Origin of the sequence: Paraburkholderia sp. (assembly GCF_049581445.1) — a bacterium.
Taxonomy (GTDB): Bacteria; Pseudomonadota; Gammaproteobacteria; order Burkholderiales; family Burkholderiaceae; genus Paraburkholderia.
On the sequence record NZ_JBAURZ010000283.1, the window covers coordinates 1 to 24,499 of the forward strand.

19 protein-coding genes are annotated in these 24,499 nt (G+C 60.8%); 6 read left to right on the forward strand and 13 right to left on the reverse strand.

The genetic code is table 11. From position 1 onward, the window contains the following. The coding region (locus WCA85_RS23440; RefSeq protein ID WP_424067239.1) for a mechanosensitive ion channel family protein at positions 1-2,206 on the forward strand (2,206 nt) is incomplete at its 5' end. Between the two features lie 63 nt (positions 2,207-2,269). Here WCA85_RS23440 and WCA85_RS23445 read toward each other — a convergent pair. Both WCA85_RS23445 and WCA85_RS23450 read right to left on the reverse strand, forming a co-directional pair. Beyond that, on the reverse strand, positions 2,270-4,651 hold the full coding sequence (locus WCA85_RS23445) for a helicase C-terminal domain-containing protein (protein ID WP_424067240.1): 2,382 nt from the start codon (positions 4,649-4,651) through the stop codon (positions 2,270-2,272). Continuing rightward, the gene (locus WCA85_RS23450) at positions 4,648-6,417 is read right to left on the reverse strand and encodes a VRR-NUC domain-containing protein (RefSeq protein WP_424067241.1); all 1,770 of its coding nucleotides are present in this window, start codon (positions 6,415-6,417) and stop codon (positions 4,648-4,650) included. Before WCA85_RS23450 ends, WCA85_RS23445 begins: the two co-directional genes overlap by 4 nt. 305 nt (positions 6,418-6,722) lie before the next feature. Between WCA85_RS23450 and WCA85_RS23455 the strand changes: the two genes are divergently transcribed. After that, the gene (locus tag WCA85_RS23455) at positions 6,723-7,961 is read left to right on the forward strand and encodes a GNAT family N-acetyltransferase (RefSeq protein WP_424067242.1); all 1,239 of its coding nucleotides are present in this window, start codon (positions 6,723-6,725) and stop codon (positions 7,959-7,961) included. Positions 7,962-8,265: 304 nt separating this feature from the next. Continuing rightward, positions 8,266-8,754: a MarR family winged helix-turn-helix transcriptional regulator gene (locus WCA85_RS23460; RefSeq protein WP_424067243.1), complete on the forward strand. Its 489-nt coding sequence runs from the start codon at positions 8,266-8,268 to the stop codon at positions 8,752-8,754. On the opposite strand, the gene WCA85_RS23465 is transcribed toward WCA85_RS23460, so the two are convergent. From WCA85_RS23465 to WCA85_RS23480, 4 genes are all read right to left on the reverse strand, one after another. After that, positions 8,751-10,298: a DHA2 family efflux MFS transporter permease subunit gene (locus WCA85_RS23465; protein WP_424067244.1), complete on the reverse strand. Its 1,548-nt coding sequence runs from the start codon at positions 10,296-10,298 to the stop codon at positions 8,751-8,753. The genes WCA85_RS23460 and WCA85_RS23465 overlap by 4 nt on opposite strands. Continuing rightward, positions 10,295-11,500 (reverse strand): efflux RND transporter periplasmic adaptor subunit, encoded by a 1,206-nt coding sequence (locus WCA85_RS23470; RefSeq protein WP_424067245.1) that lies wholly within the window; start codon positions 11,498-11,500, stop codon positions 10,295-10,297. The genes WCA85_RS23465 and WCA85_RS23470 overlap by 4 nt, the downstream gene beginning before the upstream one ends. Further along, positions 11,497-12,933: an efflux transporter outer membrane subunit gene (locus tag WCA85_RS23475; RefSeq protein WP_424067246.1), complete on the reverse strand. Its 1,437-nt coding sequence runs from the start codon at positions 12,931-12,933 to the stop codon at positions 11,497-11,499. Before WCA85_RS23475 ends, WCA85_RS23470 begins: the two co-directional genes overlap by 4 nt. Positions 12,934-13,520: 587 nt before the next feature. After that, positions 13,521-13,937, reverse strand: coding sequence for a DUF6632 domain-containing protein (locus WCA85_RS23480; protein WP_424067247.1), 417 nt, complete (start codon positions 13,935-13,937; stop codon positions 13,521-13,523). Between the two features lie 598 nt (positions 13,938-14,535). On the opposite strand from WCA85_RS23480, the gene WCA85_RS23485 reads away from it, so the two are divergent. Both WCA85_RS23485 and WCA85_RS23490 read left to right on the forward strand, forming a co-directional pair. After that, positions 14,536-14,790 carry a hypothetical protein gene (locus WCA85_RS23485; RefSeq protein WP_424067248.1) on the forward strand — a complete coding sequence of 85 codons (255 nt, stop codon included), beginning with the start codon at positions 14,536-14,538 and terminating at the stop codon, positions 14,788-14,790. Positions 14,791-14,930: 140 nt separating this feature from the next. After that, positions 14,931-15,260 (forward strand): cupin domain-containing protein, encoded by a 330-nt coding sequence (locus WCA85_RS23490; RefSeq protein WP_424067249.1) that lies wholly within the window; start codon positions 14,931-14,933, stop codon positions 15,258-15,260. A gap of 30 nt (positions 15,261-15,290) precedes the next feature. On the opposite strand, the gene WCA85_RS23495 is transcribed toward WCA85_RS23490, so the two are convergent. The 6 genes from WCA85_RS23495 to WCA85_RS23520 form a co-directional block, all read right to left on the reverse strand. Then, positions 15,291-16,934 (reverse strand): FGGY-family carbohydrate kinase, encoded by a 1,644-nt coding sequence (locus tag WCA85_RS23495; RefSeq protein ID WP_424067250.1) that lies wholly within the window; start codon positions 16,932-16,934, stop codon positions 15,291-15,293. 106 nt (positions 16,935-17,040) lie between these two features. Next, positions 17,041-17,769, reverse strand: a complete 729-nt coding sequence (locus WCA85_RS23500) for an SDR family oxidoreductase (protein WP_424067251.1) — start codon at positions 17,767-17,769, stop codon at positions 17,041-17,043. Between the two features lie 83 nt (positions 17,770-17,852). Then, positions 17,853-19,136, reverse strand: a complete 1,284-nt coding sequence (locus tag WCA85_RS23505; RefSeq protein ID WP_424067252.1) for a sugar ABC transporter permease — start codon at positions 19,134-19,136, stop codon at positions 17,853-17,855. Between the two features lie 14 nt (positions 19,137-19,150). After that, on the reverse strand, positions 19,151-19,954 hold the full coding sequence (locus WCA85_RS23510) for an ATP-binding cassette domain-containing protein (protein ID WP_424067253.1): 804 nt from the start codon (positions 19,952-19,954) through the stop codon (positions 19,151-19,153). A gap of 67 nt (positions 19,955-20,021) precedes the next feature. Further along, positions 20,022-21,080, reverse strand: coding sequence for a sugar ABC transporter substrate-binding protein (locus WCA85_RS23515; protein ID WP_424067254.1), 1,059 nt, complete (start codon positions 21,078-21,080; stop codon positions 20,022-20,024). 169 nt (positions 21,081-21,249) lie between these two features. After that, complete coding sequence (locus WCA85_RS23520; protein ID WP_424067255.1) at positions 21,250-22,233, reverse strand: AraC family transcriptional regulator; 984 nt, start codon at positions 22,231-22,233, stop codon at positions 21,250-21,252. A 441-nt stretch (positions 22,234-22,674) separates the two neighbouring features. On the opposite strand from WCA85_RS23520, the gene WCA85_RS23525 reads away from it, so the two are divergent. Next, positions 22,675-24,015: an MFS transporter gene (locus WCA85_RS23525; RefSeq protein ID WP_424067256.1), complete on the forward strand. Its 1,341-nt coding sequence runs from the start codon at positions 22,675-22,677 to the stop codon at positions 24,013-24,015. 6 nt (positions 24,016-24,021) lie between these two features. Here WCA85_RS23525 and WCA85_RS23530 read toward each other — a convergent pair. Next, the coding region (locus tag WCA85_RS23530) for a LutC/YkgG family protein (protein WP_424067257.1) at positions 24,022-24,499 on the reverse strand (478 nt) is incomplete at its 5' end.

Below are 24,499 nucleotides of genomic sequence, written 5' to 3' on the forward strand. Positions count from 1 at the left end.
GCACTGGACGGTACAGGTCGCGCAAGCACTGAGCCACTCACTGGCGGCGCTGCTCGACGTGTCGTCGGTGCGGGCCTGGTGGGCCGACCTGCTGGCCAGTCCGCAGCATCGCGCGGAATTGGGCGGCATCGCGCTCGCGCTGCTCGGCGCGCTCGTACCCGCGCTTGCCCTCGAATGGCTCGCGCGCCGTCTGCTGCGCAAGGCGATCTTTGCGCTGGGCGCCCGTCATGTGATCGACCCCTACGACCTGTTCCTCAACGAACCGTCGCAACCTGAGTCTGAGCCCGACGCAGAAAGCACAGGTGCCGCTGCAAGCGCGGTGAACGAGACGGCAGCACATAGTGGAGCCGCCCCCACCGCAACCACCAAACCGGCGTCGAACGAAGCCACCGGCCGGTGGCACGCCGCACGTCACTGGTCGCTACTGCGCCGTTTGCCCCGCGCCGGACTGCGGATGCTCGCCCATTTCGTTCCGCTCGTTGTATTTGTCGGCGCGGCCAGCCTGCTGATGTCCGTATTCACCACCGACGGAACGCCACAAGACCGTGCAACCGATTCGATCATCGACATTTATGTCTTGAGCCGCGTCATTGTGATTGTCGGTGGCTTCTTCCTGCAACCGGACGCGCCACGTTTGCGTCTGTTGCAGATGGGAGACGCCTGGGCCGCGTTCACACAGCGCTGGGTGGTGATGATCGTCAGCGTAGTCGGCGCCGGTTCGGCGTGCGCGGAAGTCGCCCTGGCACTCGGACTCAGCGACGACGCCCATCTTGCCTTCATGAAAGTAGTCGCGCTGGTGGCCCACGTGATGATCGTGCTGCTCATCGTGCGATGCCGCGCCCCTGTCGCCGCGCGCATCCGCAAGCGCTTTGCCGCGAGCAGTTCCCTCGCGATGTTCGGCAACGCGGTGGCCGACTCGTGGGCGGCCATCAGCATCTTCCTCGTGATGGCCTTGTGGTTTGTCTGGGCGCTCGACGTGCGCAATGGCTATCACACGCTCGTTCATCTGGGCGGCATTTCAATCGCGGTGCTGGTTGGCGCGCGGGTCGTCTCGATCGTCGTGTTCGGCGCGCTCGCCCGCATGTTCGAAGTCCGCGACGGCGAGCCCGCCAATTCGCTGGTACATCAACATGCTTACCGCTACTACCCTTTGGTGCGCCGCGTGGTCTCGTGGATCATCGGTGTCGTCACCGTACTGGCGCTGATGCAGGTATGGGGCGCAAATGTGATCGCACTGTTCGGGCACGGCACGATCGGTCACCGGCTGGCTTCGGCGCTCGTCACCATTGGGGTCGCTGCCGTCGTCGCGCTGTTCGTCTGGGAAGCAGCCAACGTGATCGTGGAGCGACGTCTGCATCAGTGGACCACCGCCGGCGACATGGTGCGCGCCGCCAGGCTGCGAACCTTGCTGCCGATGCTGCGTAGCGCCCTGTTCGTTGTGATTGCACTTGTCGTGGTGCTGACAGGGCTGAGCGAACTGGGGGTGAACATCGGGCCGTTGCTGGCCGGCGCCAGTATCTTCGGCGTGGCGCTCGGCTTCGGCTCGCAAAAGCTGGTGCAGGATTTCATCACCGGGATTTTCCTGCTGATGGAAAACGCCATGCAGGTGGGCGACTGGGTCACGCTCGCCGGCGTGTCGGGCACGGTCGAGTATCTGTCGATCCGCACCGTGCGGCTGCGCGGCGGCGACGGCTCGCTTTACACGGTGCCGTTCAGTTCGGTTTCGACTGTCAACAACACCAATCGGGGTCTCGGCAACGCAGCGGTGAAGGTCAGCATCACGTATGGCGAGGACGTCGAGCGGGCGAGCGCCACCCTCAAGGAAATCGGTGCGGCCCTGCGCGACGACCCGCAGTTCAAGGACGGCATCCTGTCGGACTTCGCTTTCTGGGGCGTCGACTCGGTAGACGGCGCATCCATCACGCTCAGCGGCCAGATCCAATGCCGCGACAGCGGACGCTGGGGTGTACAGCGCGAGTTCAACCGACGCGTCGCACAGCTATTCCAGGAGCGCGGCATTGCGATTGCCAATCCGCAACGGACTGTGCTGATTCATGGTGACAACGGTGCCGCAGAGCGAAACGGTGGTGAACCCGTGCCATCTTCCGGTACGCAGGTTGAGCCTGCGGCAGAGAAACCGCCTGTGTCCGAGACAGAGAAACCGCCCGTCTCTGAAACCGATACAGGCAAACCGCCTGCGGCCTGATGCTCACCGCGTAGCTTTCCAAGCGTTAACCCCGCGTGAAAATACCGTTGCAGCCCTGAAACATCATGGCACCCGCCACCAGCGCGGCAGCAGACGGCGCACCTCGGAGCGCCGGTAGCGGTCGTCGATCAGATGCACCACGCCTGCATCCTGCTCGGTGCGAATCACGCGTCCGGCCGCCTGGACCACCTTCTGCAGACCGGGGTACAGATACATATAGTCGTAGCCGCTGCCAAACATCGCTTCCATCGTGCGACGCATCTGCTCGTTGACATCGTTGATTTGCGGCAGGCCGAGGGTGGCGATGAAAGCACCAATCAACTGCTCGCCCACCAGGTCGACGCCCTCCGAAAACGCTCCGCCTAGCACGGCAAAACCCACGCCGCGGCCCATGGTTCGAAAGCGTGCCAGAAAGGCGTCACGCGCCGCCTCGTCCATGCCCTGCTCCTGCGTCCAGACCGGCACGTCTGGATACCGCTCACGTAGCAACGCCACCACACGTTGCAGATAGTCGAAGCTGCTGAGAAAGCCGAGATAGTTGCCCGGACGCGCGGCGTATTGCTGCGCGATCAGTTCGACGATGGGCGACAGTGACCGTTCGCGGTCACGCCAGCGAGTCGAGACGTGTGACGCCACATGCACCTGTAGCTGCTCGGCACGGAACGGCCCTTCGACGTCGAGCCAGCCCGTCTGCTCAGGCAAGCCTAGTGTGTCGCGATAGAAATGCTGCGGGCTCAGCGTGCCGGAAAACATCACCGTCGTCCGCGCTGCGGCATAGCGAGGTGCGAGAAACGGCGCGGGGATGACATTGCGCACGCAGAGCGTTGCGCTGGTTTTTCCGGAATGCAACCCGGCTCGGCCAGCATTGCGCTCGGCATTCAGTGTGGTATCGAAGACTGAATGCTCGCCGAACTGCTCGGCAAGTGACACGAAATGCATCGCGTCGAAATAGAAGCGCAGTTGTGCGTCGTCAATCGACAGCGGCGCTTGAACAAGCTGGTCCGTCACCGCGCCGATCAGATTTTGCGCCGCACTGAGCAAACGCGGCGGCACATCCGCATGCACCGTATAGGCATCAGTCTGCGCGCGATTCAGCGCATTCCATTCACGGTTCAAACGCTCAAGCGGTTTGCGCAATGCCGTGGGTGCGTTCTTGCGCGCCGCTCTGAAAGCGGTTTGATCGAGCGACGCGGTGTACATGCGGCGTGCCCGGTCCAACAGGTTATGCGCCTCGTCGACCAGCACCGCCACACGCCACTGATTCATCTGTGTGAGCGCGTACAGCATGGCGCTGCTGTCGTAGTAGTAGTTGTAGTCACCCACGACGACATCGCTCCAGCGGACCAGTTCCTGCGCGAGGTAGTACGGGCAGACGTCATGGGCAAGCGCCGTGGTACGAACGGTGGCCCGATCCAGACGACGCTCCGTTAGCGCCGCACTGCGCGCGGCATCGAGCCGGTCGTAGAAACCGCGTGCGAGTGGACAGGAGTCGCCGTGGCAGGCCTTGTCGGGATGTTCGCAGGCTTTCTCGCGTGCCACGAGTTCGAGTGTACGCAACGGTAATGCGGTGACCTTGGGGTCTACTGCTGCGCTTGTGCCGTTGTTTGCGTCATCGCTCGTTTCAATGCCCGCCTGGGTGGCTGCTTCCGTAGCCGTGTCTGCGCTCGCTTTCGCACTGGCGTGCAAGGTCTCGATCGCGTCCAGCGCGAGTGCGCGTCCCGGAGTTTTCGCGGTCAGGAAGAAAATCCGCTCGATCTGATCCGCCGCGCAGGCCTTCAGCAACGGAAAAATCGTTGCGAGTGTTTTGCCAATGCCCGTGGGTGCTTGCGCCATCAGATCACGACCATCGCGTGCCGCGCGATACACTGCCACCGCCAGTTCGCGTTGACCGCTGCGAAACTCCCCGTGCGGAAACGCCAGCTTACTCAAGGCAGCGTTGCGCGCACTTCGATGCGCCTCTTCCTGCATGGCCCAATCGATAAATCGTTCGCACTGCTCGACAAAAAAATCCTTCAACGATGCCGCGCCATGAAACTGCGTTAGCACGGTTTCTTTCTGGCTGGCAATATCGAAGTACACGAGGGCGACATGCAGTTCGGCGAGCCCGCGCGTCTGACATAACAAATGCCCGTAGACCAGCGCCTGGGCCCAATGCAAAACGCGATGATTGGCGGGCATCGCATCAAGATCGCCCCGATACGTTTTGACCTCTTCCAACCGGTTGGTCGCCGCATCGTAGCCATCAGCGCGACCGCGCACACTCAGCTCACGATGCACGCCGGTAAGCGTGATCTCTGCTTCATAGCCGCTTGCCCGCCGAGCGGCAACGGTTGCATGGCCGGCGATTCCCTCCAGAGCCGTCGGTGCGGGCGTGAAGCGCAGATCGAGATCGCCGCGCCGGGCCGTGAACTCGCAGAGCGCGCGCACCGCCACCACGTAGGTCATATGGCCACCTCGCCACTGCACGCAATCGACTCGTCGTCCCAGCGCACATCCAGCACGCGCACAGGCATGCCGTGCTCGACACAGTAATCCAGCCAACGGATCTGATTGTCCTGTAGACGATCACCCGGCCCCTTCACTTCGATCAGTTCATAGCGCCGCTCGGCGGGCCAGAAACGCACCAGATCCGGCAATCCCGAACGGTTGCTGCGGATATCGCGCAGCAACCGTTCGAACCACAGTTTCAGATGCGCCGCGGGGAAACAATGGAGCGCCTGCGTCACCAGTTCGGGCGTCAGAACGCCCCAGAACACGAACGGCGACTGCAGTCCCGCCTTACTGGCGAGGTGGCGCACGATTGTCTCGCGATACGCGCCGCTATCAAGCTGCGCGAAGCATGCTGCAAATTGCGCTGCACGGCGGGCGTGGAAATCAGGCGCATGGAGATCGGCTGGGCCGCGCTGGAACGGATGGAAAAATGCGCCCGGCAGCGCGGTAAAGACGGCATCCCAGCACAGCAAGCCGAACAGCGAGTTGATCAGCGCGTTCTCGATATAGTAGACCGGTGCTTGCGCCGAATCCAGATGGTCGCGCGCTGCGTATTCCACGGTGAATGGCTCGCTGGGCCGAGGCAAAACCAGCACACTGCGCTCAATGGTTCCCGTCCTCCCTGCTCGCGTAGGTGGGTGACCCAGACGCCGCTGCAGGCGCGGCAGCATGCGCGCGACGCGCTGACGTTCCTCTTCGCTCTCCGGCGCTTCGACGGCTAGCATGGCGAGCGCGAACGCGGCCTCGAAATCGCCACAGCGTTCCATCACCCGCATGCGCCGATGCCGCGCACCCGGCCACGTGCAGCGTGCATACACGGCGAGCGCTGCCTGCCAGTCTTGCCGGCGCTCACAATGCTGCCCGACGCGAAACAGCAGCTTTGCGCGGCGCGTCTCCAGCCAGGCGTTGCCTCTGTCGATGGTGTCGACGGCCTGAATTGCATCGACGAGCGCCATCGTCTGATCGGGGTCGGCTAACGTCTCGAGCGCTTCCCGGCAGGCGTGCAACGCGAGATAGGCGTCTACATCCGAGCGTTGCTGAAACGCGCGTGACGACGCAGCAAACGCGACGGTCTCATACTGGAACACGCCAAGATCGGCAAGCACGAACTCCGACCAGCCTTGTTGCAGATTACCGAAAAATATCAGACGCAGACGCTCGCACAACGGCGCGACGTTCACGCGAAACAACTGGTCTGAGGTCTGTGGATACCAGTCCGCGAAACCACGCATGTGATCGTGCGTGGCCCGCAATGCGTCGAGCAGATCCGACTTGCGGCTGCACTTACTAACGGTAGTGTTGGCGAAAATCTGCAGCAGTTCAGGCCGCGTGGTGAGGGCGAACAGTTCGTCCAGGCTCACTTGCGGCTGCGCCTCGATCCAGCCCAACGCGACAAGCGGCTCCGCAGCCTCAAGCGGACAACCAATCTCCGCGTACGACAGACGGCTCGCCCGGAACAATGCGCCTTTGCGCATCAGCATCCGCACGAGCAGCGCACGCGACGCCTTCGGCAAGCGGCTGAATTCGACTAGAAATGCGCGTTCGTCCGCGCCAAAGATGTCGTCGTAGCGTTCACCAAGCCAGGCGAGCGCGCGTTCGAAATTCAACAGGTAATAGTGGCGGGCAGAATCGGAAGCCGGTTCCGCTCCCGTGGCTTCCGCCCACGAGGGTGAAGGCGGCGAAACCCCGGAATGGTCGTCTATAGAAGCGTCAGGGAGCATCTGTCACCACGAAGCATTCGCATGCACTGTATATATATACAGTAATGATAGCAAAAACCGACGCATACACCTGAAGAATCGGGACAACTCCCAAGGGATTTCGGCAATCCTACATCTTACAATTGCCAGACAACGGATGATGAAAAGTTCATACAATCAGGAATCCAAATAATACCGTTGGTAGATTCTTGGCGTGGCTGATCGTTTGACGCAATTCGTGGCGGCACCCTACCAGACGCTTCGTGTTTGCGTAAGTCTGCTGGCATGCCGGGGTGGCCCATAACACTAATCAGGGGCGACACAAGATGGATATCCAGTTTTCAACGGGCGTATTCGCGGCTCGTGGGGCAACTCAGGGGCGATATTCAATCCACATTGTCAAAGCACTCGACACGTTCAGAACGCTCCGCCTCGAATGGGAGCAACTGGAGTCTGCATCCGAGGTTCATTCGCCTTGCCTGACTTACCGCTATTGCGAGCTTGCGGCAGCATGGGCGCTTGCCGCCGGTGAACTGGTTGTCGTTGCCAAGGTGTATGACGACGCTCATCTACTGGCGATATGGCCTTTTGCGGTCAAGCGATCAGGCATGCTGCGCATCGCGAATGTACTAACGTGCGGAAATCACGAAGAGTACGGTGGACCGCTTTTCAGAGGCATGCCTTCAACGCCGGTGGTTGCAGAATGTGTTCGAGCGGTCATGCGGATTCCAGCCGACGTCCTCGAAATTCCGTTTCTTCAGGATGGCAGCCTGTTGCAAGAGGCCCTGCAGTCTGCTCCGCAGTCATGGGTGATGCGCCTGCTGCCACGTAGATTAAGTGTGGTCCCCGGATACTCGGTCACCTTGCGCGAATTCTCTGAATGGGACGAATATGCTCACACGCGCTCACAATCGCTTCGACGGAACCTGCGACGTTACCGCAAGGGACTCAACTCGATAGGCCGCACGGAATTTGGATGGTGTACGACGCTTGACGACGCCGTTGCTGTTTTGAACTGGTTGTTTGAAAACAAGCGGCGCTGGGCCATGACGCGTGGCCTGAACACGAAATACCTGATGGACGACAAGGTTCGGGACTTCTTTATCGCACTTGCCGGCCAAACAGACCTGGCGACAGTTCCACTCGTCGCATTTGTAAAGGTTGATGGTGTGCCAATCTGCGCCTCGATCAACCTTGTCGGTCCTCGCACCCTGGAATACTGGATTTTCACCTATGACGAAGCGTACAACCGCTATTCGGTGGGCAACCAGTTGACAGAATTCGTTGCCCGGTGGGCGCATGCCAACGGTCGTGACTTCGATATGCGGTTGATGTACAACGAGTACAAGACTTATTGGGTAAATCGCGAAACGCGCCATCGAACTCGGGTTGTTATTCTTGGTTTTCGTGGCCGTCTCAGAGAGATTCCATTGTTGATTTTCCAGATCTCTCGCGTGCGGCGCCGGCTCGGCAAGGAGCTTCTTGCTGCCCTCGCGGGTACCCGGATCCGTCTTGCGCGATTCCTGTCGCTGCCCAGAGTCAGAAAGACAACCAACGACACGTAAGCGAAATGCTCGCGCAGGCCAGCAGCGTGCAGGATCTTCGCGTTGGCCGACACGAACTGCCGCGCTGGAACGACCGCGTTCAGCCTGGCTGATCATTTGCGAGCCACACCAGCGAAGCTCACAGCAATCGCGCCCACCCGAACGGGGTCATCGTCTGTCGGCGACACCGCGGCTGGAGGGCGCTCGATAACAGGGCTGTCTTCATCGAGTTCGATTCCGTCGTATTACCTCCAGATGAAGACAACATTCGAAGCGATTTCTTCTGGTATGGTATCTTCAATCGCAGGTAATACGAGACCCTGATATGGCCATACTGACAACCGAAGATCTGACAGGCGAACGCTCGCCCGGGCGGCTTTTGCGCCGCATTCACAAGCTGCTGGTAACACGCGTTGATTCGCTCTTCGACGACGAACAGTTGACAGTCGTCCAGTGGACGGCTTTAAAGTTGATCCGTGACGGCGTGGCCACGACCGCCGGAGAGTTGGCCCGGTCGATTGGAATCGCGACGGGGGCCACTACCCGACTCATCGACAGTCTCGAAGAGATCGGGTTCGTAAAGCGTGACCTTAGTTCTCCCGATCGACGCGTGGTCCGCCTGGTGCTCACGAAATCCGGCGAGGCAAAGCATGCGGAGCGGGTACCGGTCATGGTCGCCAGCTGGAATGAGATTCTTGCCGACTTCAAAAAGCAGGAGGCGGAGCAATTGATCCGCCTGCTTACGAAGCTCCATGCCTCCATCGAACGCGTTGTCGAACCAGGCAGCCACGGCAATCGAGACGACGCCGATTAGTCAGCTGCCGCGACGTGCGCCGCTGGCGCAGGCCTGCGCGTGAACCACACCACTAGCACCATTGCCATCGCCATCCAGCCGCTGGCGTAGAAGATGTCGATCGACGACAACAGGTAAGCCTGATTGATGGTCTGTCGCATGATTGCTCCGGCAGCCTGCAATGGATTCATGCCCTGAGCCTGAAGCTGGTCGATTGCCTGACGATATATCGGCGAGAAGCTGGTGCTTGATTCGACCAGCCTGCTCTGATGCAACGCCTCACGCCGATCCCAGAACGTCGTAATAAGCGACGCGGCAAAGCCTCCCGATGTGATGCGGGCAAAGTTCGAGATTCCGGTCGCAGACGGGACACGCTCAGGCGGCACTCCATCGAGCAGGATATGCAGAAGCGGCACAAAAAACATACTCAGAGCGAAACCTTGCAGGAACAAAGGCATGGTGAGCGTCCAGAAAGGGGCATCCGGCGTGTAGTGAGAACGCATGAAGAAGCCCACCGCGTACGCTATGAAGGAGCCTGTGGCCATCCAGCGCGGATCCACCTTCAGCCGCCCGACCGGCGTCGTCATCAACACCGCTACCAGCCCGCTCGGCGCCGCAACGCACCCCGCCCACGTTGCGGTATATCCCATCTGCTGCTGCAGCCAAAGTGGCAGTAAGACATTGTTGGAGAACATCAACGCGTAACCAAGGCAGGTTGCCAAAACACCAAAGCAGAAATTGCGCCGCTTGAACAACGTCAAGTCCACTGCAGGTCTGCTTTCCGTTAGTTCCCAGATCACCCAGGCCACAAAGCCCAATGCGGCACAGATCGCCAGAACAACAATCAGCGTGTTGTTGAACCAGTCACGGTCTTTGCCCAGATCGAACAACGTTTGCAGGCTGAACACCCAGAACACGAGCAGGCCCAACCCCACTTTATCGATGGGTATCTTGCGCGTGGGTGTCTCACGCTTCGCAAGGAATTTCCATGTCACCAGACCCGACACCAATCCGACGGGCAGGTTGATCAAGAAAATCCATCCCCAATGATAATTATCGGAGATGTACCCGCCTACCACCGGGCCAAGAACAGGAGCGGACATCGCTGTCATCGACCAGATGCCAAGAGCCGTTGAGCGCTTGTGCGGAGGAAAGATTGCAATCAGCAGCGCCTGGCTGCCTGGAACCATCGGGCCCGACACCGCACCCTGCAAAATACGGAACGCAATAAGCGACGGCAGACTCCAGGCGATACCGCAAAGGAACGACGCGATACTGAATGCGAGTACCGCTGCGGCGAAGGTCCGGACCACGCCGAAGCGACCCATCAACCAACCGGTCAGCGGCACCGTGACGCCATTGGCGACAGCGAACGATGTAATCACCCAGGTGCCGCTATCGGTACTCACGCCAAGATTCCCGGCGATAGTCGGAAGCGATACATTGGCGATGGTCGAGTCGAGCACCTGCATGAAACTGCCGAGCGCGAGCGCAACGGACGCTAGACCCAAGGCGATGCCTGCGAGCGGCGCAGGCATCGCACCAGTGCTGGTCGCGGCACTCATGGCTGGCGCCCCGCATTCTCCGCGATGATTTCGCGGATGCGTTCTTCCACCTTCGGGCCGCCGTCGAGGCTTGCCACTTCGCCTCCGGCCGGCGGCGCGCTTTTAGCCACAAACGATCCTGACTGATCTGCTGTTTCGATCTCCACGTCGACCGACAAACCCACTCTCAGCGGCTTCTTTTCCAGCTCCGCGGGATCAAGTGCGATTCTCACCGGCACCCGTTGAACAATCTTGATCCAGTTCCCAGTCGCATTCTGCGGCGGCAGCAGAGAGAACGCATTGCCGCTGCCAGCGCCCAGGCCTGCAACATGGCCATGGAACACAATCTTCCCGCCATAGACATCAGTGGTAATGGTGGCAGGCTGCCCTACACGTAGATCCGCAAGCTGAGTCTCGCGGAAATTTGCGTCGACCCATACGCTGTCGAGCGGCACCACCGCCATCAGAGGCGTACCCGCCGCCACCTTTTGACCAAGCTGCACGGTGCGTTGCGCTACCTCACCAGACAAAGGGGCCACGATCTGCATGTAGCTGGCGTCGATAGCCGCCCTCCGCACTTCGGCGATCGCGCCCAGCACTTGCGGGTTAGTTTCGAGCGTCGTCCCGGACAACGTGCTGGTGGCCTGCGCTTGCCGCGCCCGCGCCAGATTGAGAGCCGCGCGACTCGTCGTCACTGCGTCGGCCGCGTGGCTCAGTTCTTCACCTGAAATTGCGCCTGCTGCCGCTGCCGCCTTGCGCCTTGTGTAATCGTTCTCCGCCTTTGACAGGTCCGCTTCGGCCTGCGCGATTTCAGCGCCCGTCTCGTCTACCTGTGCGGAATTGACGCGAACCGCACGAACCGCGCGTCCAAGTGCAGCCTCGGCCGCATCAAGCTGCACGTTGGCCATGGCCGGGTCGAGCTCGATCAAGGGTTGTCCGCGAAGCACGCGCTGCGTGTTATCCGCATGGAGTGCGAGAACCGTACCGGCCTCACGCGCGGTCACTGAGACGATATTGCCACCCACGTATGCGTCGTCTGTATCCTCGGATGGTGGCGCAAACCATCGCGTGGCCAGATAAGCGATGGCTGCGATACCCACGAAGAGTCCGAAAGCCATGAACAGCCGCCGCCGGATCTGGAGTCTCGTGATGTCACCGGGTTGTTTGACGTCAGGGGTGAAGTTGGGTCGGGCCGTACCGACCGTCAGCGTTTTTTCAGTCACAGTGATTTGCCCGACGAGGAAGTCGTCGCAGTCGATGGGTTAGAGATATATCCGCCGCCAAGGGCAGCGATCAGTTGTACGCGCCGGGTCATGGCTTCTGCCTGCAAATTGACGCGTTCCTGTTCGGCTTCAAGAAGACGAAATCCACTATCAATGGCATCCAGTTTCGACCCGAGTCCCGTCGACGTGCGAACGGCGTCCAGACGTACGGTGTCGCGCAGCCCAGCCACGATGCGGTCTTGCTGGGCGACGTCGGAATCGTTCGCGTGGACTCTGGTCAAGGCATCAGCCGATTCGTGCACGGCTCGCAATACAGCATCGTTGTAGTTCGCCACAGCGACGTCGAGATCCGCGCTGGCGCGACGATATTGCGCGCGCAGTCTGCCCCCTTCGAATATCGGCACGTGGATGGCGACCCCGCCACCATAGGTCGCGGCCCCAGCGCTAAAGAAATTCCCGAAGCCTATCGACGCAAGTCCGGCGAGTGCCCGAAGATCGACATTCGGCAATAAATCCGTCCGCGCCACCTTCTCACCCGATACCGCTGCATTGATGCGTGCCTGGCCGGCCAGCAGATCCGGTCTTCGGCCGAGCAGATCCGCAGGCAGCGCGTCAGGAACCACCGGCGGTTTATCTAGTGCGAGGGTCGGCGCGCTTATCGTTGGATAAAAATCCGCTCCGCGCCCGACTAGCGCAGCGAGCGCATGGATCAGCAGATCCCGTTGCTCGGTCGCCCTCAACTCAGCCTGCCGCGCCTCGGCGAGCAAGGTTTCGGCCGTGCGTTCGTCGAACTCACTGGACAACGAGTATCTCGCCTTGCTTTGTACCAATGCCAGGCCATCCTCACGTGTCTTCACAAAGCCATGAGTCACCTGAATCAATTGATGTGCCCTCGCCAGTCCAATATAGGTCTGCGCGATACTGGTAGAAAGGATCAAGCGGGCTTCGGCAGCGTCCAGCCCCGCCGCTTCGGCATCTGAGCGGGCCATCGCGACGATCGCCCTCTGCCGGCCAAACAGATCGAGATCCCAATCGAGGTTGGACTGAACCGTTGGTATCCATCGCGTGGTGCCAGCGTCTGGTGGTGGGATCAAGTACGTTCCGCTAAAGCGCTGATTAAGCACCTGTCCATCCGCCGACACCTGAGGAAGTTCGGCGGCGTGCTGCGCGCTAACTGTCGCGTCGGCGGCACGCACCCTTGCGAGCGCAGCCTCAAGGTTAGGATTGCTTTTCAGTGCTTCATCGATCAATCGACCGAGTTGCGGATCGCCGAACGACTCCCACCAACGCTCACCGATTGACGCGCCCTGCGTAGCCAAACCCAGCTGATCGGCGCGGGACTGCACCACCTGCTGAGGGGCATCAGGGACAGCGACGCATGCGCTTAGCAGCAGCATGGCGAGCGCCGTCACCGTGATTGACCTGGACTTCATTCATTCCCCGATGCAATGATGCTGCTGTGCGCTTTGGACAATCACATAGCACGCAGCATTTTTGGTTAGTAAGCGAATCATTTCCTGCACTTCCTCTGCTTCAAAACCGGCTAGCAGTTCATTCCAGGCTGCATCAGACCTCGATCCCCCGTTGATCCACGCAGGCACAGTAGAGGTCCCACCATTTATCTTCAAATGAAGATACTTATTATAGAGCAATAAATCAAGTACTTTTCTCCATTTGGAGCTTTTACGTCACGGATGCACTCTCAAACGACCTCGGCTGAGCGTTCAAATGCTGCGAAGCAGTGCCGCAACGAGCCTGCGTCTGTCACGACGGCCTTGGAGATTAAGAAACTCATTGAGCATTCAGCGTTGCTGATGGGATGAATCGATCCTCGAGACTGTGGACAGCACGCAGCCTCCGGGAATTGAGGCCGCGTCGACGATTGCAGGAGAAGATCGACAAGCTGAAGAGGCAGATGGAACAGCTTCGTGAGATTGATCGACAACTGCGCAAGCAGTCGGTCGAACAGCGGTCGTTGATTGATCCTTACGCCCGCTCGGCAGTAAGCCTGGCGGCTAAGCTAAAGCGGCATGCGTGCGAGCGAGCGCGCTTTGTCGCCGCGCGGCGTCAAGAAAGCCAGCGCCGCCGCGATGATAAACAGCGCAGGCACATCGCCGACTAGGTGGCCGAAATGTTGCATCCCGTCCATCTCCATGCCGAAGGACTGCACGGCCATGATCGCGCCATGCACGACGCTCGACCACACCGTGAACCAGATCAGGCTCAGATGTTTCATCGGATCGCGCGACGCCTTCAGCAGGAAAACGCCCAGCGTCGCGTAGATGCCGACGATCATCAGCGGGTAGTCGGAATGGCCGCTGTGCCATGTCCAACCGGACGGCCAGAGGATCATCAGCGGCCAGACCGCAAACAGGGTGATCAGACCCACAACAATCAAAACGATGCGCAAGGCGGCGAGTCGTTGGGCGTCGTTCATGGTGGCCTCCTCAGTACGGCGTGCCTGTCGCACACGATACTCCCGCTCGCGCTTCCTTTCTTCCCCGGTTGCCTCTGCGAGTTTGCTGCTGGCGCGCCAGATGACCGCGCTCAAATTGACGACCTTCAGTTAAGCGCCTTATGTGGAAAGGTAACAGTCACCACAACAAGAATTGACAACATTACAATAACCTTTCCATCATTCGAGATTCGAGGGCACGCAATGGTTCTGTTTCATCGTGGCGCAGCAATTCAGGCGTCGACCATCAGGAATGGCAACACGTTCGTAGCACGCGCCTGCATTTTGAAGGAAGACGGCGAATCCACTTCGTTAGGTGATCTCGGTCAGTTCGCAAGCCAAACCTGCGCTTACGAGTTTGCCGTGCGCTGTGCAAGTGCTTTTGTGGAAGGGGTACCCATGCCTCGCTGCCCTTTCGGCGAGTCGCCCAGTTCGAACGAGGCCGCAAAAAGTTAGCAACGCGTAGCGGCATACGGCACATGCGCTGGAAGTAGTTGCCGTCTATCGCCCAAGCAAATCCGAATCAAATCATCACTCAGTGCAATCGGCAAAAGCAGCCCCACCCAGGCAAGGAACTAACATGCATAAACCCGTCTTGAACCGTTTTCGATACACCCGCAAGCATGGCATGCAACGCACCTACGACGTAACGGTCAATCTCGTGCAAAAGGCTTCGGGTGTTTGCGCGTATGCGGCATGGGTGCACTTCGAGGCGCAATTCAAAGGATCCGGCTTTATGCTCCCGTTCGTTGCCAACTCGCGCGATGCCGCCGTACGAGAGGCGCAGATGCGTATCGAGAAGGACATTGAAGATCTGGTCGGTGTCGTTGAGTAGACGATGACAAGTGGCAGCGGGTTGCGCCGAAAGCCCGCTGCGTGAATTCACCTCACATACGTGTGAATATTCGTAGCTTGGTGCTTCGGGCTCGACGCGTTAGGCTGGACTCAAAGAGTCAACTCATCGAAGGAGACAAAATGATCCAACCCATCGATTTTCACGCCGCGGCGAACGAAGTGCGTAATGGATATATGAACCGGGTTCTGACCACGGCGAACGATCACGACATTCATCTCAGCGTGATGGACGCGCCGTACTTCTGGCATGTGCATCCGGAATCTGATGAGACGTTTATCACCGTCGAAGGAGTCCTTATCATCGAGTTCGAAGACGGGTCGGTTGAATTGCGTGCTGGCCAGATGTTGACGGTGCCGGCCGGGACGCGTCATCGAACCCGGCCGGCTACTGCTCGCACGGTTAATCTAACGGTGGAGAGAAAGGATGCGACGACGGTGCGTTGTGAGTAATGTTTCGATTCACACCGGCGTGTGTGCACGTCAACGAATCTCCCTCGCAACCTCCTGCAACTGCGTGAAAGCCCGATACCTGGCGTCATGCAATGCCGCCACTTCGCCCGCATCCGGCTCATAAACCTGATTGATCTGCGACATCTGCGACATCGCCGAGCGCACATCGCCAAACGCCCCGCCGGCCACGCCACCTAGCATCGCCGCGCCCAGTAACACCGGCTCTTCAGCCTGGGTGGCCAGCACGGGCTTGCCGGTTGCATCGGCGAGCAGTTGACGGATCAGATCGAGTCTCCCAGCGCCGCCGCTGATTACCACGCGTTCGATCGGCGCACCGGCTGCCGCTTGCGCTTCGATGATCTGCCGAAGGCCGTAGCCGATACTGCACACGCCAGCCACGTAAAGCGCGACCAGACTGTCCAGATCGTCGTCCATTCCAAGTCCGGCAATTACGGCTCTGGCGTGGGGATCGGCGAACGGGGCCCGGTTGCCAAGGAACTCTGGGACGACATGCAGGCCTTTGGCCAGCATCACTACCCCTGACAAGCCATCCGTCGATTCCACCGCCTGTGCTGCGAGGCCGGCGAGCATCGCCGGCAGCGACTGCCCTTCACTCTCCGCACGACGGCGCGCGTCAGGCGTCGCAGGATGCAGGGAAAGCAGTCGTTCAATCGCCGCGCCGGCGACAGATTGACCACCCTCGTTCAGCCATGCATCCGGCACCATCGCCGAGAAATAAGGCCCCCACACGCCCGGCACGAAGACCGGGCTGCGCGTGGTGGTCATCGTGCACGACGAGGTACCGAAGACGTAACCGAGGCAGCCCTCGGGGTCGCCATCCGCGCCTACCGTGCCGATCCCGCCGGCGTGGGCATCAATCACGCCGGTGGCGACGGGTGTACCGCTTCGCAGGCCGAGCTCCGCAGCAGCGTTCTCAGTCAGTCCACTTCCAAGCGGCGTTCCCGCATCGACGACGCGCTGGCCGATGCGCTCAAAGCCTTCGTCCGCCAGCACACCCAGGCCCACGCTGCGGAAGTAGCTCTCGTCCCAGCGCCGTTCGTGCGCGAGATAGGTCCATTTGCAGGTGACCGTGCAGGTGGATCTGGCCAGATCCCCTGTCGCACGCCACGTCAGGTAGTCAGTCAGATCGAAGAACTGCCACGCTGCCTCAAAGACGCTCGGCCTGTTCTCGAGGAGCCACAGCAGCTTCGGCGTCTCCATCTCCGGCGAGATCTTGCCGCCGACAAATTTCAACACCTCGTGGCCCGTCGCGTTGATGCGCTCGGCCTGCTCCACGGCGCGGTGGTCCATCCATACGATGATGTCGCGCTCGGCCTGTTCGGAGGGACCTACGGGTAAGGAACGACCGCCCTCGCCTAGCACGACGAGCGAGCAGGTGGCGTCAAAGCCGATACCCGCCACCTGATCGGGCGATACCGCAGCCTGCGCCAGCGCATTTTTCACGCAATGGCAGACGGCGTTCCAGATCTCGCCGCTCGACTGCTCAACAATCGAGCCGCTCGCATGAAACAGGGTGATGTCATGTTTTGCCGAGCCCACCATTTGGCCCGCGAGGTCGAAGACGCCGGCTCGGGCGCTGCCCGTGCCCACGTCCACGCCAATCACATAGCGCGCGCGGCCCGGCGCGCCGGAGGTCGGATTTTCTGAGGTCATAGTTCGTTGCCTGCTTTACGTCGGCTCAAGGTCTGCTCATTGTCCATCAAACGAGGCGTTCCGGCGCAGATGGCGCGCCGCAGCGCGCCCGCGTCGGTGACGCATTTCAAAGATCGACGCTGTTGGGAAGTATCACGAGATCGCGGATTGTCACGTTGCGTGGCCGCGTCAACATGAAGAGGACTGAATCGGCGACTTCCTTCGGTTGCATCAGGCTGCCGTTGGCGAGTGCTTCCTCCATCTTCGCCTTGGGCCAGTCGTCGAGCAGTGCCGTGACGACCGGGCCCGGTAGCACCGCGCCTACCCGCACACCATGTTTGGCTACCTGGCGCCGGGTCGTGTGGACGAAGGCCTGTACCGCGAATTTGGAGGCCGTGTAAATCGGCTCCCACACAACCGGAACCATGCCCGCAATCGAACTGGTGAAGATGATGTCGCCCGACTTTTGCGCGACCATATGGGGCAAAACAGCGTGAACCGAGCGAAACGCGGCGTTGATGTTCAGGTTCAGCACACGGTCCCATTCGTCTGGATTACCGTTCACCACTTCACCGCCAACATATGCACCGGCGTTCGCATGGAAGATGTCGAGACCGCCGGCGAGGCCAACGATCTTCGGCAGCATTCCGGATACCTCTGCCGGTTGCAGCAGATCAACGACGAGCGGGAACGCGTTCGGACCGAGTTCGGCGCACAGTTGCTCGAGCCGCTCCTTTGCGCGGTCGACCAGAACGACCTTGGCGCCTTCCGCTAGCAGTGTCCGCGCGCATTCGAGGCCGATTCCCGATGCCGCACCGGTGATGGCGGCAACCTTTCCTTTCATCGAATCACTCATTTGTTGCTCTCCTGTGTCGACTGGCGTTGGCGCTTTAGCGCTTACGCCAGTCCCATGCAAATTTGTTATTGCAAATTCTGGAACTACGCCCGGCCATGTGAAACACGCGACTGCCGTGCAAGCGAGTCGACAATCACCGCAATCGCCAGCACCGCGCCGGTGATCATGAAGCGCAACGAGGACGACAGATTGAGCAGCGTCAGCCCACTGGCGATTGACTGGATCACGATAATGCCGAGCACCGCCGAATACGCGCTGCCTCGTCCACCAAACAGGCTGGTGCCGCCAATCACGGCCGCCGCGATCGCGTTCAGATTCACGTCGCCGGTGCCCGCCTGCTGACTGGCCGAAGCGAGCCGCGCCGCCGTCAGCACGCCACCCAACGCGGCAAGACTCGCGCACAGCACAAACGCGCTGGTGTAGATCGCGTCGACCTTGATCCCGGCCCGCCGCGCCGCCTCGTGATTGCCGCCGACCGCATGCATCGAGCGACCCCAGCGCGTTCTCTTCAGCGCATAGTCCATTGCCACCGCGATACCGAGGAAGAGACCAAACATCAACGGAACGCCTCGTCCCCGGTTGAGGTAGGCGACCACGATCTCCAGCAGGATGGTGATGGCCGCGCTGCGCACCAGCAGGCTCCCTACCGAGGGCGCGGAGAGGTTCGACGCCTGCCGGCGCTCACGCGTGCGCAGCCCAAGCGCCAGCATCACGCCACCCGGCACCAGCGCAATGAGGTAGGAGATGGCGGCGGGGATGATGATGAGTTGGCCAAGGTTCACCATCGCCGAGTCGTACGGCAGGTTGATCGACCCGGTCGCACCCAACACGTAAAGCTGCATCCCGAGGATGGCGAGCAAGCCCGCCAGCGTCGCGACGAAGCTCGGCATGCCAAGCCGGTTGAGCAACAGTGCGTAGATTGCGCCCACGACCGCGCCGACCACGATGGCGACGATGATCGCCAGCAACACCGGCCAGCCGTGGTTGACCCACAGCATGCCGACGAGGGCCGAAGCGAAACCGCTCATCGAGCCCACCGACAAGTCGATCTGCCCCACCATCAGCACGCAGACAATTCCCAGCGAAATCACGCCGACCGTCGAGCAGTCGAACAGCAGGTTCACCATGTTGTCGGCCGAGAGGAACACCGGGTTCAGGACGGTAAACACGGTCCAGATGATGACCAACCCTGCAACAACCGGCAGCGATCCCAGATCGCCCGAGCGTACCCGGTCGACAAACGCCGACACGGTGCCACCGATCCCAGTGGCGTGTTTCACGCGCACATCGCTGCGGTCAAGCAGTGTGGACGGCTTTGCGGCCCCTTGCGGTTCAGGCTGCGGAGCGCCTTGCATTTCTTTGCTCATGATCGTTCCTTTGACTAGGCGCCCTGCTCGGCCTGGCGCCGCCCGGCGCGACGCGAGACAGCGTTCTCGGTGGCGCCGGTAATCGCGGCGACCAGCTCTTGATTCGACGAGTCGGGATAGAAGACGCCGTTGTTGCGGCCAAGCCGCAGCACCACGATCCGGTCCGCAACCGCACGCACGTCCTCCATGTTGTGGCTGATCATGATGACCGCGTGGCCGCGGTCGCGTACCCGTTCGATCAGGTTCAGCACCTCGGCGGTCTGCGCCACGCCGAGCGCGGCAGTCGGTTCGTCGAGCATGATCAGCTTCGGATCGAGCAACAGCGAACGCGCGATGGCCACAGTCTGCCGCTGCCCGCCCGAGAGCGAGGCGACCACGTCGCGCACGCTCGGGATGCGGGCCGACAGCTCGTTGAGCAGCGTCCAGGCTTTCACCTCCATCTCGACCTCGTCGAGTCGCAGCGGACTCAGTTCGCGACCGAGATAGATGTTCGCAACGACATCCAGGTTTTCGCACAGTGCGAGATCCTGGAACACCGTGGCGATGCCCAGATCAAGCGCGGTGCCCGGATCGGACAAAGTCACTTCCTGGCCCCGGAAAGTGATGGTGCCGGTGCTGGGTTGATGGACACCGGCGAGCACCTTAACCAGCGTTGATTTCCCGGCGCCGTTGTCGCCCACCAGGGCGACCACTTCGCCGGCATGCACGTCGAGCTCGATGTCCGTCAGGGCCGAGACCGCTCCGAAGTGCTTCGAGACGCCGCGCAGGCTCAGCACCAGTTCGCCGGGGCCGGACCGTGTAGTGGAGTTGTCAGTCATGGGACGGATACCTCATAAAAAGTAGCGGGACCCGGCACGAGCCGGGTCCATCCAGCGTTGCGCCGGATCAGTTCGTGATGCCCAGTTTCTTGCAGCCTTCGGCATAGCGGTCGGTGCACAGATCCTTGGCGTTCGCGAAGCCCTTGTCGACCACCTCGGCCTTGAGGTTCTTTGCCGTGATGACCGCCGGCTTGAAGAGCTGCGTCGGCGTATTGAAGAGCGTCGTCTCGCCCTTCGGGGTCTGGCCGTTCAGGAAGCCGACCGCCACTTTCGCAGCCGCTGCCGCGACGATCTCGCTGGGCTTCAGGATCGTGTTGTACTCGTCGCCGGCGATGATCAGTTGCAGCCCAGCAAGGGTCGCGTCGTTGCCGGTCACCGGCGGCACCGGGTTGACGCCGGCCGCCTTGAAGGCTGCGACCGCGCCGCCGCCCGTGCCGTCGTTGGCGGCCACGACACCGACAATCTGCGAGCCAAAGCGCGTGATCTGGCCGCTCACCCACTGCTGGGCCTTCGGCGGCGCCCAGTCCGGCGTGTCGTATTCGGCCAGCGTTTTGTAGCCGCTACCCTGCAAACCAGCGTGAATGCCCTTTTTGATCAGGCCCGCAGCCGCATCGGTCGGCGAACCGTTGACCTCCAGCACGCCGCCCTTGCTGGTCGGCACGTTGGTTTCCTTCAGATGCTCGACGAGCGATTGCGCGATGGCCTTGCCGATGCCTTCGTTGTCGAACGACACGTAGTAATTGGCCGGCGTCGAAGGAACGGGCCGGTCATAGGCAATCACCTTGATGCCCTGGCCCTGCGCCATATGGACCAAAGAGGCGGCGGCGGTCGAGTCCACTGGATCAAGCACGATCACCTTGGCGCCTTGCGCGATCACCGAGTTGAACTGTTGCTGCTGCGTCGCGACGTCAGCATTGGCGTTCTGATAGAGCACCTTGCAGTCGGGGCAGAGCTTGCTCATTTCGGCCTTGAAGCCCGGGAAGTCGTGCTGTTCGTAGCGCGTGGAGGCCTGGTCAGGCATCAGAAAGGCGACCGTGCCGCTGGGCGCGGCCATTGCAGCCGTGCTGCTCAACAGACTCACGCTGAGCGCGCTGGCGCCGATTAGTTGGTTCGAAAGTCGGGTCATCGAGTGTCTCCATTTATTAGAAAAATCCCGGCGCAGTGACTGCCGTGGTTGAGCCGCGGGTGAGGCTTCTGGTTCAATACCGTTTCAAAACAAACCGCAAGGGTGAGTTCACCCAGCGCGGTGCTCTTTACGGGCACCGCGTTCTGCGGATTACTCATGCAAACAGACGCTAGCCGAACGCTTCCAGGGCAGGCGTGGCGTCGGATGATTCAGCGGCGCTGGCAGCATTGAGCTGCTGATAGGCGCGCCATCGCGAGGGCGGCATTTCCTTTAACAACAGAAACTGGCGATTAAAATTCGACAGATTATTAAAGCCGACCTGGTAACAAATATCGGTGATATTCAGTTCGCCGGACATCAGCAACTGGCAGGCGAGATTAATGCGTAGCCGGTTCACGTATTGCACGAACGGCACGCCGGTGTGACGACGGAAATAGCGTGAGAATGCGCTGACGCTCTGCCCGGCGAGTTCGGCCAACTCCGTTTCGCGCAACTCCTGCGACAGGTTTTTGCCAATAAACGAAAGCACGTGATTGATACGCGTCTCGGCATAGTGCGCCGGGTCAGCACGATAAGCGGCGCTGGCCAGTTTCACCGGCTCCGCGCTTTGGACCAGCAGGTCGAGCAACGCAAGAAACAGCGTGATTCGCCGCATGCCCTGCGCGCCCAGCATCTCCCGCATGATCGGTTCAGCCGCCGTGCCGGTTTTCTCGGAGAACAGCACACCCCACCGTGATGCATCGAGCAACGCTTCGACGCGCTTGAGTTCTGGAAAAACCTCGATAGCGCGTTCGATAAAACCAGTGTCGAACTGCAGGATCAGGCAGCGTTCGTCCACGCGGTCGCCATGGGGAACATTGCTGACCCAGTTGTGCGGCAGATTCGATCCCGTCATCACAAGATTGCCCGGCGCGAAGTTGCCGATGTAATCGCCTACAAAATATCTGCCCGTCGTCGAGGTAACGAGCTGAATTTCGTATTCAGGATGGAAGTGCCAGCGCACCGTGCGATAGGGATAGCCATGCGACCACACCTTGAAGGACTCGTCACGCGGTACGGCGACCAGTTCCAGATCGGGCTGGTCGATTTTGACGCGGCGGCCGCCGTTGTAGCTGACGTCCGTGCGCGCCGTGGCGCTCCGACTGGTGTGCATCTGTCTGCCTCCTGATCCGATCTTGTTTTTTTGGGCTGTTCGCGAAGATCGTATCTCGCGCCGCCATAACCGAAAGTTAGCCCTGTCGCAGCCATTTCACCACTAAAAATAAGACTGCAAACTGATACTTTTTTGCATTCGGGTTAGTCCGTAGGGTGTCTTGAGTCAACTTTTGTGCAACGCAGCAGCTTCGGCGACATGCTCGCTGAATGGCCATAGTCCGCCGTACACGGCGTCAATTCTATAAATTGCGCCAATTGCTCCCAGCCCTGCTCTTGCGTCACCATGGACACCGCGTCCGTTGTACTTATCCGCCCATCGTCACGCTGCAAAAAAGGTCGCCCTTGGCCAACCGCATGTCGCCTTTGCCCACAGCGTCCATCACGTCCACTCACTAAAGTCCAAGCACCGCCCATCCATGTCTGGCACCCGACGCTCTCAATGAAAACGGCCAACGAATCCTGGACCCGCGAATCGGCCAGCCAGCCTTGCGCACCCACGCTCAACGAATCCGTCAGCCGCCCGGTCGCGCCGATCGTGGGCGGCACGCTTGAACCGCCCGCCCAAACGCCGACCCAACCAGCGAGCAATCTGGCGAAACCGGCCAACAGCCTGCAAGCCACCGCCATCCTGCTATTGGGCTACGCGATCCTGATCATGGGCAATGGCTTGCTCGGCACCCTGATCTCGCTGCGACTCATCCAGCAGCAAACGCCGTCGTTGATTGTCGGCGTTGTGCAGTCGGCGTATTACGTCGGCTTCATGGTCGGCGCTTTGTGGGGCGGCGGGCTGATTAGCCGTGTCGGCCATCACCGGGCGTTTGTCACGTTTGCCGCCGTATCATCCTGCTGCGCGCTCGGCTATGCCGCCTGGGACGCCCCAGCCATCTGGGCCGGTTTGCGCTTTGTGATGGGCTTTTGCCTCGTGGGGATTTTTACGGTGGTCGAAAGCTGGCTACATCAGGTGGCCACCAACGCGCAACGCGGTCGCGTGTTTTCAGCGTATCTGATCACCAACTATCTCGGAGTCGGCACTGGGCAGTTTTTGATCGGCATTGCCGACCCGGCCGGGTTCGCGCTTTTCAGCGTGGTCAGCGCGTTGTTTTCGGCTTCGTTGATCCCGGTTGCGCTGGCAGGCAATGCCCCGGTGCCACCCGCCACCGAGGCCCACGCGAGCGGCGGCGGCTCGCGTCTTGCACGCGGCTTGTCGGGCTTGAGCACGGTCTACAAGTGGGCGCCGCTTGGCGTGTATGGATGCCTGGCTGCCGGCTTGCTCAATAGCGGCTTCTATACGATGCAGCCGATATTCATGCGACGGCTCGGCTATACGGTGCCCGACGTGTCGCATTTCATGGGTTTCGCACTACTCGCTGCACTTTTGCCGCAGTGGCCCGTTGCGCGGCTCGCCGATCTGTTCGACCGGCGCACCATCATTGTGGCGATCACCGCGCTCGCTACCACCTGCAGTCTGCTGCTCTTCGTTCTGCGTGTCGGCAGCCTGGTCGAAGCGCTGGGATATGTGTACGTGAGCGTGGTGTTCTCGCTGTACGGTGTGGTGACCTCCTACGTCAACGATTGCATCCCGGCGGACCAGCGTATCTCGGTGAGTGCGGGGTTACTGCTGATCTTTTCGCTCGGCGCGAGCGCGGGGCCGACCCTCGCGTCGGCGTTGATGGCGCTGGCGGGTCCGGGTGGTCTGTATCTCTTCACGGCCATCGTGACCGGGACGCTGGCCATGCTGACCATGAAGAGTCTGCGCACCACGCCGCGGGTAATTCGCTAGGCGGCGTCAGGCCGGCGTGAGCCACACCACGGTCAACGATCGCACGCCTTGAGCGCCGCGAATCAGCACGCCTTCGATATCCGCCGTGGCCGACGGTCCCGTCACTAGCGCCGCATAGCGTGCGTTGCGAAAGTCCGGCCGGCGGTACACGTCCTGCAGCCCATCTATGAGCTGCGCCGGATCGAGCAGCACAATAAGGTGCTGCACGATATAACCCAACGCATTCACCACGTATTCCTGCTCACTGAACCACACGGAGCCGGTCTCCGCGACCCCGAACCGCGCCCGCACGACGCCCACGTCGACGTCCTGCAGCGAAACCGGTGGCGTATCGGCGGTCAGAGGACGTGTACCCGGCACCTCGGGCGTTGCCGAGCAGATCGAGGCGTCCGCGCCGAAACGTTCGCGGATCAGCGGCAGTACATCATCCGCCGATGCAGCCTGCACGCACTTGCCGCCCATGCCTTCCAGCCCCGCCGTAAAC

Coding starts and splice junctions, on each gene's coding strand:
- WCA85_RS23495 (WP_424067250.1), bottom strand. CDS start 16,934: ATGACCTCAGAAAATCCGACCTCCGGCGCGCCGGGCCGCGCGCGCTAT.
- WCA85_RS23460 (WP_424067243.1), top strand. CDS start 8,266: ATGGCCATACTGACAACCGAAGATCTGACAGGCGAACGCTCGCCCGGG.
- WCA85_RS23520 (WP_424067255.1), bottom strand. CDS start 22,233: ATGCACACCAGTCGGAGCGCCACGGCGCGCACGGACGTCAGCTACAAC.
- WCA85_RS23455 (WP_424067242.1), top strand. CDS start 6,723: ATGGATATCCAGTTTTCAACGGGCGTATTCGCGGCTCGTGGGGCAACT.
- WCA85_RS23465 (WP_424067244.1), bottom strand. CDS start 10,298: ATGAGTGCCGCGACCAGCACTGGTGCGATGCCTGCGCCGCTCGCAGGC.
- WCA85_RS23500 (WP_424067251.1), bottom strand. CDS start 17,769: ATGAGTGATTCGATGAAAGGAAAGGTTGCCGCCATCACCGGTGCGGCA.
- WCA85_RS23475 (WP_424067246.1), bottom strand. CDS start 12,933: ATGAAGTCCAGGTCAATCACGGTGACGGCGCTCGCCATGCTGCTGCTA.
- WCA85_RS23485 (WP_424067248.1), top strand. CDS start 14,536: ATGCATAAACCCGTCTTGAACCGTTTTCGATACACCCGCAAGCATGGC.
- WCA85_RS23510 (WP_424067253.1), bottom strand. CDS start 19,954: ATGACTGACAACTCCACTACACGGTCCGGCCCCGGCGAACTGGTGCTG.
- WCA85_RS23480 (WP_424067247.1), bottom strand. CDS start 13,937: ATGAACGACGCCCAACGACTCGCCGCCTTGCGCATCGTTTTGATTGTT.
- WCA85_RS23515 (WP_424067254.1), bottom strand. CDS start 21,080: ATGACCCGACTTTCGAACCAACTAATCGGCGCCAGCGCGCTCAGCGTG.
- WCA85_RS23505 (WP_424067252.1), bottom strand. CDS start 19,136: ATGAGCAAAGAAATGCAAGGCGCTCCGCAGCCTGAACCGCAAGGGGCC.
- WCA85_RS23450 (WP_424067241.1), bottom strand. CDS start 6,417: ATGCTCCCTGACGCTTCTATAGACGACCATTCCGGGGTTTCGCCGCCT.
- WCA85_RS23525 (WP_424067256.1), top strand. CDS start 22,675: ATGAAAACGGCCAACGAATCCTGGACCCGCGAATCGGCCAGCCAGCCT.
- WCA85_RS23490 (WP_424067249.1), top strand. CDS start 14,931: ATGATCCAACCCATCGATTTTCACGCCGCGGCGAACGAAGTGCGTAAT.
- WCA85_RS23445 (WP_424067240.1), bottom strand. CDS start 4,651: ATGACCTACGTGGTGGCGGTGCGCGCGCTCTGCGAGTTCACGGCCCGG.